Annotated in this window: 7 protein-coding genes; 1 reads left to right on the forward strand and 6 read right to left on the reverse strand. The window is 73.3% G+C overall.

Features of this window, described 5'->3' with window-relative positions:
- A partial coding sequence (locus tag CCR87_RS01910; RefSeq protein WP_201155638.1) for a DMT family transporter occupies positions 1 to 920 on the reverse strand: 920 nt, incomplete at its 3' end.
- A gap of 762 nt (positions 921 to 1,682) precedes the next feature.
- Positions 1,683 to 6,737 (reverse strand): RecQ family ATP-dependent DNA helicase, encoded by a 5,055-nt coding sequence (locus tag CCR87_RS01915; RefSeq protein ID WP_201155644.1) that lies wholly within the window; start codon positions 6,735 to 6,737, stop codon positions 1,683 to 1,685.
- 555 nt (positions 6,738 to 7,292) lie between these two features.
- Between CCR87_RS01915 and CCR87_RS01920 the strand changes: the two genes are divergently transcribed.
- The gene (locus CCR87_RS01920; protein ID WP_207186517.1) at positions 7,293 to 8,447 is read left to right on the forward strand and encodes a GNAT family N-acetyltransferase; all 1,155 of its coding nucleotides are present in this window, start codon (positions 7,293 to 7,295) and stop codon (positions 8,445 to 8,447) included.
- An 18-nt stretch (positions 8,448 to 8,465) separates the two neighbouring features.
- Here CCR87_RS01920 and CCR87_RS01925 read toward each other — a convergent pair whose 3' ends face one another.
- From CCR87_RS01925 to CCR87_RS01940, 4 genes are all read right to left on the reverse strand, one after another.
- Entirely contained in the window at positions 8,466 to 9,188 is a 723-nt protein-coding gene (locus CCR87_RS01925) for a maleate cis-trans isomerase family protein (RefSeq protein WP_201155640.1), read from the reverse strand.
- Complete coding sequence (locus CCR87_RS01930) at positions 9,185 to 10,363, reverse strand: M24 family metallopeptidase (RefSeq protein WP_201155641.1); 1,179 nt, start codon at positions 10,361 to 10,363, stop codon at positions 9,185 to 9,187. Before CCR87_RS01930 ends, CCR87_RS01925 begins: the two co-directional genes overlap by 4 nt.
- Positions 10,356 to 11,399, reverse strand: coding sequence for a pyridoxal-phosphate dependent enzyme (locus CCR87_RS01935; RefSeq protein WP_201155642.1), 1,044 nt, complete (start codon positions 11,397 to 11,399; stop codon positions 10,356 to 10,358). The genes CCR87_RS01930 and CCR87_RS01935 overlap by 8 nt, the downstream gene beginning before the upstream one ends.
- A 499-nt stretch (positions 11,400 to 11,898) precedes the next feature.
- A partial coding sequence (locus CCR87_RS01940) for a hypothetical protein (protein ID WP_201155643.1) occupies positions 11,899 to 12,198 on the reverse strand: 300 nt, incomplete at its 5' end.

Consider the following 12,198-nt stretch of genomic DNA (forward strand, 5'->3'; position numbering starts at 1 on the left):
GGCAGCGCGGGCGCGGTGGGGGTGCCCGCGCGGCTGCGCGCCGCCAGCACCGGGCGGGTGCGCGACGCGCCCGCCCGCCCCTCGCGCATCACGATATAGACGCCGCTGGCGATCACCACGCCCGCGCCCAGCAGGGTGGCCGCGTCCGGCACCTCGTCAAAGAACACCAGCCCCCACAGCGTCGCCCACAGGATCTGGGAATACTGCATCGGCGCGATCGCCACCGCCTCGCCGGCGCGATAGGCGCCGATCACCAGCAGCATGCCGACGAACCCCAGCCCCGCGATCACCGCCGCGGCGCCCAGCTCGGCCATCTGCATCGGCACATAGACCAGCGGCAGCAGCGCCCCCATCAACAGGAAATTCGCCATCAGCGGATAGATGATCAGCACCACGCTGCGCTCCTCGGCGCCGATCTTGCGCATGATGATCGCCGACAGCGCCGAGAACACCGCCGCCGCCAGCGCCGCCAGATGCCCCACCTCCAGATCGGCGCTGCCGGGGCGCAGCACGATCATCACCCCCGCCAGACCCACCAGCACCGCAAGACCGCGCCGCAGGCGCACCCGCTCGCCCAGGATCGGGATCGCCAGCACCGTGATCAGCAGCGGCGCGGCGAACAGGATCGCATAGACCTGCGCCAGCGGCAGCGTGGTGAAGGCATGGAACGCCGCCAGCGCCCCCACCACCGCCGACAGCGTGCGCAGCGCCACCCACCACGGATGGCGCGGCACCAGCGTGCCGTCGGTGCGGTCGCGCATCAGCATCATCCCCACCAGCGGAAACCCGAACAGCGTGGAGAAGAACAGGATCTGCACCGGCGAGAGCGTCCCCCCCAGCGCCTTGATGACCGCGTCATGGCTGGCAAACACCGCAAAGGCCGCCAGCGCGAACAAAGCCCCCCTCAGATTGCCGGTCATCCGCCCCCCTCCGCGCTGGCCTCCGGGCTGGCGCCCGCACCGACCATAGCCGACCGCGCGCCCGGCTCAATCCCGGGCGCGCGGTGTGCGCCTGCCGGACGGCAGGGGACAGCTTCGCCGCGGTGACCGGTGCGCTGTGGCAATCCGGGCCGGTCGGGGCGGCCGGGGGCCGTCCCTGAGCCTCCCGTCGAGCCCATCCGGGATGCAACACCTGCCGCCTTCAAGACGACCGATAACAGACATCACCCCTCCCAACTCGATATTACCGAGACCGGTTGGCGCTGACCGCGCGCCTCCGCAGCCGTTTTGGAGGGCGTCGTCAGCCTGAACCACGCGATGGGCCGCGGCATCGGCACGCACGGCGGTCGGGCGCATTATCTGCGCCAGAACGACGGATGGGACGGGTCATCCGGTCTCGTCTTGCGACAGGATAAAACCCGGGGCGCCCTACCCTTTTCCGTGGGGTGCGTGTGTGACGTCGCCAAACGCCCCCGCGACCATCGACCTCGACGGCGCTGAAATGACACCACGCCTCGGGGCCTGACCCGCGGCGGCGTTGGCCGGCCGGATCCGCGCCCTCGTGGAGGTCCGGGCCGCGATTCCGATCCGCCCCGCTTCGGGCCGATGCCAGGGGTGGACCAGGGAAGGTGGCTCCCGCCCAGCCATCCCAGGCGACCCGGGCACCTCCCGCGCCCGAAACGGCGGGATCGCGCGCAGGCCTGCGCGCCCGACCTCGGCGGCCAACGGGGACCGTGATCCCGGCTAGGCTCCGGGCCGCCTGTGCGCGTCCTCGCCCGGGCCCCGGGGGCCGAAGACCAGCTCGGGCAGGACGACCTCCCAGGTCGGGCGCCGGTGCTGCGCGCGGTAGGCCTCGTCCCCGTCCTCGGAGCGCCAGGCCAGGATCGCGGCGATCTCGGCCTTGACAAGGCTGAGGCCCGACGGCGGCTGGAAGGCCCGCGACATGCGGCCCAGAACCTCATCTGCGCGGTTGACGATCAGCCATCTGTCGCGGACCTGCCGCAGGGCGACCGGATCGCCCACGCGCGCCGCCGCGATGGCCGCGAGCGAGGGGTGGCCGTGGGGCAGCCGGCCCGCATGGGACAGGTCCACGAGCTTCGGATCGGGGGCGATGAAGCGGCGTGGACCGCCGGAGAGCTGTGCGGCATCCGGCGCCACCCGACGCCCGAGCAGCGCGGGCGCCGTCGCCTCGACAAAGGGGTGCGTGCGCGATGCCAGCAACGTCAGGCTGGCGCGCGCCCGGGTCATGGCGACGTAGAACAGGCGGCGGGGCGCGTCGGCGTCCTCGCCGCGCGATGTCCGGTCCCAGCCCCCGTCGAGGATCGCGACATGGTCGAACTCGAGCCCCTTGGCCCGGTGGGCGGTGAGCAGGAGAAGCCCGCGCTGTTCGGCGCGGGCCTCGCGCGCCCATTCGCCGAACCACTCCACCAGCTCGGGCACGGGGGCGGATTTTTCGGACAGCTCGCGCGCCAGCGTGCCGATGCCTTCGCCGATCAGATCGGTCCAGCGTGATTGCGGCAGCCCGTTCAGGATACCGGTCAGGTCGGAAATCGACAGAAGCCGCGTGCGGTCCGCCAGCAGGCCGCCGACGAAGGCCTGCATCTCGCGCAGGCGCCACAGGCCGGGCAGGGCCTCGTTGGCGATCTCCACCGGTAGGCCGAGCGCCTCGGCATGGGCCCGGACGGGCTCCAGCCGGCGCCATTCGCGCGCGATGATGGCCGCGCGGCGCCATTGCCAGTCCGGATCGAGGCGGCTGAGGCGCACCAGCTCGTCCACCGCCGCCACCGCCTGGGGCCCATCGCCCGGCGGGCAGGACAGGACCGACACGCGCCCCTGGGCCACGGGGTCGTGCAGCGCCATGGCGCCGCCCGGCGGGGCCGCGTGGCGTGCGCGGTCCACGGTGATGGCGTGGTCGACCTTCAGGCGCCCGGCGGCGGGCGCGATCACCGCGTTGGCGGCGGCGATGATGTGCGCGGTGGAGCGGTAGTTTTCGGTCAGGAACACCGGCCGGGCGGCATAATCGGCCTCGAAACGGCGGATGAAATCGATCGAGGCACCGGCGAAGGCATAGATGTTCTGGTCGTCGTCGCCCACGGCAAAGAGGCTGAGGCGCAGATCAGGATCCTCCAGCGACCGCCCCGCGACGGCGGCGATCAGGTCGTATTCCTCGGGCCCGATGTCCTGGTATTCATCCACCAGGATCCAGCGATAGCCCTGGATCAGCGTGTCACGCAGCGCCTCGGCCTCCGCACGGGCCAGCCCGTCGCCGCGCAGCAGGCGCACCGCCTCGCGCATTATCCCGTCGAAGTCGCGCGCGCCCTCCTGCAGGCCGGCAAAGCTCGCCCCCACCAGCCGCATCGCCAGCGCATGGCAGGTCGAGACGGTGACCCCGGCCCCATCCCGCCCGATCAGCCGGCGCAGGCGCTCGCGGATCTGGGCCGCCGCGTGACGGTTGTAGGTCAGCACGAGGATCCCGCGCGGGTCCTCCCGCCGCACGCGCACCAGCCAGGCGATGCGATGGACCAGCACGCGGGTCTTGCCCGACCCCGGCCCGGCGAGGACGAGCACGTTGGTCTGCTCCCGGTCGTCCCTGACGATCTGCTCCTGCACCGGGTTGCCCAGGCCCTCGACGATGGCCTTCCACGAGGCGCTGGTGGTCTGGCGGCGCAGCTCCGTGCCCCGGCCGGGCAGCCAGCGGCGCAGGAAGGCATCGCGGTCCAGCACGAAATAGTCGTCCGACAGCCGCAGCGCCTCGGGCATCTGCTCAAGCCCCGTCTGGGCATAGGCCGCCATCACATGGGTCTGGAGGGTCGTCTCGGTATAGTGGTCCTCCAGAGGGGCGAAGTGCTGGACGGTGAAGCCGCCGCCCTGGGGGTTCAGCAGGACCGTCATCGCCGGGCGGAACACCGTCAGCCCCCGGCCCAGCGTCGCCACCTTCTGCTCATGCAGCCACAACAGCGCGCGGTCCATCAGCCGGGTCATGTCGCGCACCTCGGCGCGCAGCAGCGCGTCGCCGTTCAGCGCGGCCAGCATGGCGCCCAGCGTCGTCTCGACCTGAATGTCCTTGCCCTGTTTGCCCCTGGGCAGCCGACCCGCGAGATGCGCCAGCAGCACCTCCGCCCCCTGCCGCCGCAGCGCCGCGGTCTGGGCGATCACGTCCCACGATCGTTGCAGCCGCACCCACAGCAGGGTCCGGGTCGCCTTGCGCAGATGCAGGTTCCCGCGCCCGCCCTCCTGGTCACGCCCGTCCTGCGCCATGCTGCGCAGGAGGCCCTCGACGATGTCGGGGCGGACGGCGGCATGGCCCTGTTCGCGCAACGCCTGACAGGTTTCCGCCAGATGCAGCGGCAGGGCGTCGGTGCCATCGGCATCCGGCGCGGCCTCGCGCAGCAGCGCCACCAGGTCGCGCTCCAGCCGCGCGGCCTGCTCCAGCCGGCGCGGCGCGCTGTCCTCCACCCCCACATTGACAAAGACGGTGACGGCGGTGTCGTCGCTGGCGATGCCAAGGGTTTCCAGATCGCTCATCGCCTTGCGCAGGGCGGTGCCCGACAGCCCGCAGGCGCCGGTCAGCTCGTCGGTGGAGATGCCGCGGTCGGGCTCGGCGGTCATCACATGCCGCACGATGTCGAGGAGCTGGCGCCGCCGCGCCCCGGTGATCTGCGCGCGGCCGAGGATCGCCGCGGCCTCGGCCACCGTGCGGATGCGCAGCGAGGAGGGGAAGACATGCACGCGGTTTTCCTCGCGCGTGAGCAGGCGCGATTCCTCCAGCCAGCTCACGGCGGTCTTGACGCGGGTGTCGTCGGTGGCGCTATCGCGCTCGAACTCCTGGTCCTTTTCCTCGCGCACGATCTCGCCCGGGGTGGCGACCACCTCGCCGCTTTTCCGGGTGCGCCCGTCGAGCCGGCGCAGCGCCTTGAGGATCGCGCCGATCTCGTGCCGCGCAAGGCGCGAGCGGGCCGACAGGCTGAACTGCCGCTCCACATCGTCGGTGTTGAACAGAAGCACGCAGGCCGCCGGGTCGCGGTCGCGGCCCGCCCGCCCGGCCTCCTGCAGGTAGTTTTCCAGCGAGCCGGGGATGTCGCCATGCACCACCAGCCGGATGTCGGGCTTGTCGATCCCCATGCCAAAGGCGTTGGTGGCCGCGATCACGCGCAGATCGCCGACGCGGAAGCGCTCCTGGATCTCGCGCTTTTCATCGGGGGGCAGGCCCGCGTGGAAGCGGTCGGCGGCGAGGCCCTGCGCCTTGAGGAAGTCGGCCACCCGTTCGGCGGCGCTGCGCGTCGCGCAATAGATCACCGCGCCCGAGGCGCCCTCGGCCGGCAGGTTGGCCTCGATGCTGGCGAGGATGTCGGCGAGCTTGGTGCGCGCCTCGGTCCGCAACACGGCGAAGCTGAGGTTCGTGCGCGTCGCCCCGCCGTCGAGCAGCATCAGATCCACCCCGAGACGGCTGTGGAAATGCTCGCGGATGTCGCGCACGACCTCGGGCTTGGCCGTGGCGGTCAGGCACAGCACCGGCGCGGGCGGCGCGTCGCCCGAAAACTCGCGGATGAAGCGGCTGACGTAGCGATAATCGGGTCGGAAATCATGGCCCCATTTCGAGATGCAATGCGCCTCGTCCAGCACCCAGAGCCCGACCTCGCGGCTTGCCAGCACCGCGCGGACCGAGACCGAGCGCAGCTGCTCCGGCGCGATCAAGAGGATCGCCGCGTCGCCCATCCGCACCTTCTCCAGCGCGTCGTGGCGTTCGGGCAGCGACAGCATGCCGTTGACCGTGACGGCCGAGGAGATCCCCGCCCGCGCCAGCCCCTGCACCTGGTCCGCCATCAGCGCCACCAGTGGCGAGATCACCACCGTCAGCGCCCCGATCCGGTCGAAGGCCGACAGCGCCGGGATCTGGTAGCAGACCGATTTGCCGGTGCCGGTGGGCAGGATGCCCAGCACGCTGCGCCCCGCCAGCGCCTCGGCCACGATGCGTTCCTGCAACGGCCGGCCGTCGGCGTCCACGGGTTCGGGGCGGAAGGCGGGAAAGCCGAACCAGCGGTCCAGCGCGCGGGCGGGATCGGTCGCGTCAGTGCACCACGCGCAGGCGGCATCGCCGCAGGGCGTGTTGCGCAGGTGGCGCACGATCAGCGCGGCCTCGCGGAACTGCGCCCGCACCCAGGGCGGCATGACCGACGCGCCCCCCGCCACCGATATCCAGGACAGCGCATAGGCCATCGGCCAGCCCAGCTGCGGACTGCCCAGCCGGCCCAGCGTCTGCTCCAGCCGGTGTGCGCAGGCCCGGCCGGCCATCAGGCGCCGGATCGCCGCCTCGGCCTCGGCCGCCGACGGGGCGCGCGCATCGCGCAGCCCGGCGAAGACGGCATCGAAGCCACCGGCCGCCTCGGCGCGGGTCGTGAGGTAATGGTAGGCCGCCAGCGCGTCCGGGCTGTCCCGCCCGAGCTGCCGGAACGCGTCGATCTGGGTCTCCAGCACCTGCAACACCAGCCGCGCGTCAAGCTCCGGGTCGTTCACATGGCCCGCCTGCAGGCGGCCGTCGTGGTGGTGCTTGACCAAATGGTGGTAGGGGTTGCGCGGAAACGCCAGCGGGTTGAGCCACAGCGTGTCGATGGCCGTATCCGCCAGCCGCGCCAGCCCCGGCCGGTGCGCCAGCAGATGCGGCAGGTCGTGGCGCAGGATGTTGTGCCCGATCAGGTGATCCGCACCGGCACAAAACGCTTCCAGCCGCGCCATGTCCCGGGCGGTGTCGCCCGCGCCCAGCACCAGCGCCGCGCCCGTGCCGCCCCTGACGGCGGCCATCGCGAACACCCGCGCCGCCCCGGGGCTGACCTCGAGGTCCACCGAAACGCATCGGTCGAGGAGTCCGGACGGTGTTTGCAAGCTGCGCAGGGCCCCTCGATATTTCCTTGCCGGACCAGACGGTACTGCGGCAAACGGGCCAGCGAAAGGGTCGCGTGCGGTCGGTGCGGTCCATGGCCCGACGCGCCCGGGGTCCACCGGGGATCGCAGGGGATCACCGGGACGCAGCGCATCGGGGCGACCTTTCTGCCGCCTGCGGAGTTGCGCATCCGGACTGCCGGTCGGGCGATCGCCGTCATCGACGGGTGCGGGGGGCGATCACGAAGGGTCGGTCCGGGGGCCGCGGACATCATGCGCGCCGCACCAGCCTTGGCAGGCGGGACACCTGCCGCGCTGCCGCACCTGTTCGGCGCGCAATCCGCAGACCGGCGTGCCCTGGGACCGGGACGCGCAAGGGCGCCGGGGATGCAGCGGCCGGCCGCAGGCGTCCCGCGCTGGCGGGCGCGGGTGCTGCGCGTTGTGTGCCGCCCGTCGCTGCGGTAGCCTGCGGGGATGATGACCCCGACGGCGTCCGATGGCCGCCCCCGCAACGGTGGCCCCGTGCCGGAGCAATCCGCGCCCCTGCCCCGGCCCCTGCGGCCGGAGGATGAAGCCGGCATCGCGCGGCTTGCGGCGCGGGCCTTTCCGCGCAGCCAGGCCGTGTTCGTGCGCGCAGGCAGCGAGGGCTTCGTTCTCGACGCGGAGGACGGGCTTGCCGCCGCCGTCCTCGTGCGGGTGATCGTGCTGCCGGGCGGGCGGCGGATCGGGTTCGTCGCCTGGGCGATGACCGACCCCGCCCATCAGGGGCGCGGCCTCGCACCGGCGCTGGCCCGACGGGGCATCGCGCGGCTCGAGGCGCTCGGCTGCGACGCGATCGTCACCGAGATCGAGGGCCACAACGCGGCCTCCGAGGGCGCCTTTCGCAAGCTCGGCTTCCGTCGGATCGGGCTGCGCGACCAGATCGCAGCCTTCGGGCTGGCGGGGGCGGCCCGGATGCGGCTGTCCATCGGCCACGGCATGGATCCGGGCCATTTCATCTGGCTGCGCGGGGCCAGCCCAACGCCGACCGTCGAGGGGCGCGAGCGGGCGCTTGCCTGGGGGCTCAACGGCGCCTTTGCGGTTCTGGCACTGGCCATGGGCGGTGGGCTCGTGGCGGGCGGCATGCCCGCGCTGCCCTCGGCCGCGCAGGCGGGCCTTGCGCTGCTTGCCGTCGCCCTCGTCCTCGGGATCCGGGAGGGGGCGATGCGGACGGCGGCGCGGCTCCGGGGGCTTGCCGTCACCTGCCGCGCCTGGGACTCGGGGCTTACGATCACCGCCGCCGTGGCCGTGCTGTTCGGCAACCTCTTTCCGCTGCCCGGCAGCGTCTATCCCGCCGCCGAGGACTGGCGCGCCCGTGATGCCGGCCCGGCCCTGGCGACGGCGGCGCTGGCCGGCAGCGGGGCGGTGGCGGTGCTTGTGGGGCTTGCGATCTGGGCCGGGGGGGCCTTTGCGGGCACCATGGGGGGCGCGGTCGCGGCGGCCGTGCTGCTTGTCGGCAAGCCGCTTTTGCTGTTCGACACGGTGATGGCGTTCCCGCCCTTTCACGCCTTCAACGCGCGGCGGATCTACGAGCATCACCGGGGCGTCTGGGCGGGGATGGCCGCGCTCGGCGTTCTTCTTTTCCTGCTGTAAGGCCGCCGGTCCGGACGGTCATCGACCCGCGGGCCGCCCCACCGGCTCCAGGCCCGCGAGCGCCGCCATATGCCAGGCGAGGCACCGGTTGGAGCTGAGCACCGGCATGCCCAGCTCCGTCGACAGCGGCGCCAGAATGTCGAGCGTGCGCAGGTTGGTGCAGGACAGGAACAGCCCGTCGAGGGGGCCGCGGCGGGCCAGCGTGCGCGCGGCCTCGGCGATCGAGGCGGGCGCGATGCGGGCGACCCGCGCCTCGACCTCCTCACCGAAGGAGAGGGTGGCGGGGACTTTGATGCCCGCGCCCTCGAAGGCCGCGCGGATGGGCGCGGCCACGGCCGGGATGTAGGGCGAGACGATGCCGATCCGCCCGAGGCCGAGCGCGTGGCACTGCGCCAGCGCCGCCGTCAGCGGGTCGGTCACGGCGCGGGTCTGCACCGCCCCCGCCACCAGATCGCGCACCCGCCCGGCCCCGATCAGGGTCGTGCCGGAGGTGCAGCCGTAGCCCACGGCATCCAGCGGCCCGGGCAGCAGACCCGCCGCGGCCGGCAGGACGGCGGCCATCCGGGCGATGGTGTCGGGCGTCAGCGCGGCGCCCGAGGGGATGCGGGTGACCTGCAGCCGGGCGCTGTCGGGGGGAAAGAGGCGGCGGAACTCCTGCTCGATGGTCTCGTCGACCTGCAGCACGACCAGACCGAGGCGCGGCGCCGGGTCCTCCTGCAATTCGTAGGGGAAGCCGGTCATGCGGGGATCTCCGGCAGCTCGGCGGCCGCGCGGGGCGAGAGAAGCTCCGCCCCGTCCGCGCGCAGGACGAAGTTTTCCTCATGCACCATGATCCGGCCCTGCGCCGTGATGCAGCCGGGCTCCAGCGTCAGGACCATGCCCTCGCGCAGCGGGGTGTCGTCGAGCGGCGTGAACGACGGCCATTCGGTCAGGGTGAGGCCCAGACCATGGCCCAGCCGGCCGCCGGAGGGGGTGGCGCCGTGCCGTTGCAGGCCGGTGCAGAGCAGCGCATGCACGTCACGCGCCCGCAGCCCGGGGCGCAGGGCGGTCAGTGTCTCTTCGGTCGCCTGCCACAGCGCGGCATGGGCGCGGCGGGCGGTGTCCGAGGCCGGGCCGATGGCGAAGTTGCGGTCGAAGTCGCAGAAATACCCGTCCTTCACGGCGCCGGTGTCCAGCATCAGCACATCGCCGCGCCTCAGCGGGTCAGGGTCGGCGGGCGAGATGACATCGCCATAGCCGTCCGGCCCCGCGCCACCGGCGACATAGCTGACCCAATCCGCGCCCTCGGCCAGAAGGGCGATCTGGAAGTCGCGAAAGACCTCCGAGAGGGGGCGCCCGGCGGCCGCGATGCCGGGCACCCGGGCAAAGGCGCGCCCGGCGATGGCGCAGGTGGCGCGGATGCGGGCGATCTCGGCCTCGGACTTCACCTCGCGCACGCGCTGCACACAGGCGGTGGCGTCGGTGAAGGGCCGCGGCGCAAGCCGTGCGCGCAACGCCTCGTAGTCCGCAAGCGGCATGCGCAGATGCGTCTCCTGCCCCATCGGCAGGCCGATGCGGCCCCGGGGCGGGACCGTCTCGGCCAGCGTTTCGGCCAGCGTCTCAGCCAGGAGGCCGACGCCGTCGTCGCGCGGGTCCGGCGCGTCCCAGGTGCGGATGTCGCGCAGCCAGCTGCGGCCCATCAGCGCCGCGCCGATGGCGGGGATCACCGCCACCGGCGCGCCTGTCTGCGGCACGACGACGAACCACGGCCGCGCCGGGCTCTCCCAGAACCGGGTCAGGAAGCCGGTGGTGTAGAACACATCGGCGGGCGTGGTCAGCAACAGCGCGCCCAGCCCCTGCGCGGCCATGCCCGCCTGCAACCGGGCCACGCGGTCCCGGTATTCCCGCGCGGCAAAGAGCGGCGCGCGCTCAGCCATCCTCCGGCCCCTCGCTGAGGATGGCCATCACGCGGGCCTCGGACGGCAGCTCCAGACCCGCCAGCAGCGCCGCGACGCCCGCCGCGCCGGAGGGGGTGGTCGGCAGGCCATGCGCGGCCAGAAGATCGGCTGCACGCAGGCCGTCTGCCTCGGAGAGGGTGATGAAGACATCGGCGTCCCGCGCCAGACCGTTCAGCGCGATCATCGACGCCGTCTTGCAGTCCAGCCGTCCCATGCCCGAGGCCGGGCCCGTCGTCGCCACCACCTGCCCCGCGCGGATGCTCTCGATCAGGGCGGGGGCGGCCTCGGGCTCCACCACGATGATCCGCGGGGCGTCGCCCCAGACATGGCGCGCATGGGCGGCGACGGCGGCCGCCAGCCCGCCGACACCGGCCTGCAGCAGGATATGGGTGGGGGGCCGGTCGATCTGCGCCGCGGCCTCGGCGGCGAGCTGCAGATAGCCTTCCATCACCCGCAGGGCCGCGTCGGTGTAGCCGGGCCAGGAGCTGTCGGACAGAAGCGTCCAGCCATGGGCCTCGGCGGCTTCGGCGGCGGCGTGCATGCTGGCCTCGTAATCCGCGCCCGCGCGCCGCACCTCGGCCCCCCTGGCGCGCAGCCGGTCGGCAAAGGCCTCGGGCACCGCGTGCGAGAGATACACCAGCGCCCGCGCCCCGAACAGCCGCGCGCCGGCCGCCACCGAGAGGCCGTGATTGCCCGCACTGGCCGTGACATGGACCCGCCCCCGCAGCGCGTGGCGCAGGTCCGGGGCGCCGGTCGCGGCGGCCGCACGCGCAATGGCATGGGCGGCGCCAAGCGCCTTGAAGCTGCCCAGCCCCATGCGCGCCCGCTCATCCTTCAGCCAGAGCCGGGCGATCCCGAGACGCGCCGCAAGCGCCGCCGCGTCGCGCAGGGGTGTGGGCGCATGGGCCGGGCAGCGCTGCAACAGCCGGGCGACATCGCCCGCATCGGCCAGCGGGAAGATATCGGCATCCCCCAAGCCCCGCCCACGCCAGGGATTGTCCAGATACTGCTCCATGCGCCCCCCATCCCGCGTTCCGCCCGCCACCCGCGATGCATGTCCCGGCGGCAGGACACCTGCGACCGCAATAGCCCGGTTTCGGGTCCCTGTCCGGTTGTTCGGTCCGGTTTTTCGGCGTGGGGCCGAAAACGCGCCTCGTTTCATCGGCTGCTCCCGGATGCGCGCGTGATGGTGCCGCCCGAGGCCGATCGCGCCGACGAACAGCACAACGGCCGCGCCCCGGTGACAGGGTGCCGCCCGAGGCCCCCGACCGCGCGGCCGCCCTCGCCGGGGCCCATGCCGCGACCTGCCGGGGGGCGGGCGCCTGCGTCCGGATCACTCCGGTCGCGGTGATGGCCCCCGCGCTGATGGCCAAGGGGGGCCTGAGCCTGTGGCGGCTGGCGTGGCAGTTCAGGGTCGCGGGCATCCGATCCGCGAGGTGACGGGCGTCCGGGGCCGGGCCGACCGGGGGGGCCAGCGCCGTGATGATCCCGCCCGGCGCGGCGCGGAGGTCCGCTCAGAACGCCCCGCCGAAGGCGAGGTCCCAGTTGAGCAGGGATGCGGCCAGCGCCGCCAGCGCCACGGCGAAGGCCGCGTGGTGCAGCCGGCGCCACCGGCTCCAGCCCGGCGCGCGCGCCATCGCCACCAGCGAGACGAGGACGACCCCCGCCATCACGGCCACCGCGTCCCCCAGCGCGAGGAACACCAACATGCTGGGCTGCGGCCGGTCCATCAGGAACTCGGCCCCCAGCGCGGCGGCGGCGGCGGCCATCACCCCCGCGGCGGCGATCAGCCCCAGAACCGAGACCGCCCCGCC

It is taken from the genome of Rhodobaculum claviforme (assembly GCF_016653255.1).
GTDB classification, from domain to species: domain Bacteria; phylum Pseudomonadota; class Alphaproteobacteria; order Rhodobacterales; family Rhodobacteraceae; genus Rhodobaculum; species Rhodobaculum claviforme.

Coding starts and splice junctions, on each gene's coding strand:
- CCR87_RS01920 (WP_207186517.1), top strand. CDS start 7,293: ATGACCCCGACGGCGTCCGATGGCCGCCCCCGCAACGGTGGCCCCGTG.
- CCR87_RS01925 (WP_201155640.1), bottom strand. CDS start 9,188: ATGACCGGCTTCCCCTACGAATTGCAGGAGGACCCGGCGCCGCGCCTC.
- CCR87_RS01935 (WP_201155642.1), bottom strand. CDS start 11,399: ATGGAGCAGTATCTGGACAATCCCTGGCGTGGGCGGGGCTTGGGGGAT.
- CCR87_RS01915 (WP_201155644.1), bottom strand. CDS start 6,737: ATGGCCGCCGTCAGGGGCGGCACGGGCGCGGCGCTGGTGCTGGGCGCG.
- CCR87_RS01930 (WP_201155641.1), bottom strand. CDS start 10,363: ATGGCTGAGCGCGCGCCGCTCTTTGCCGCGCGGGAATACCGGGACCGC.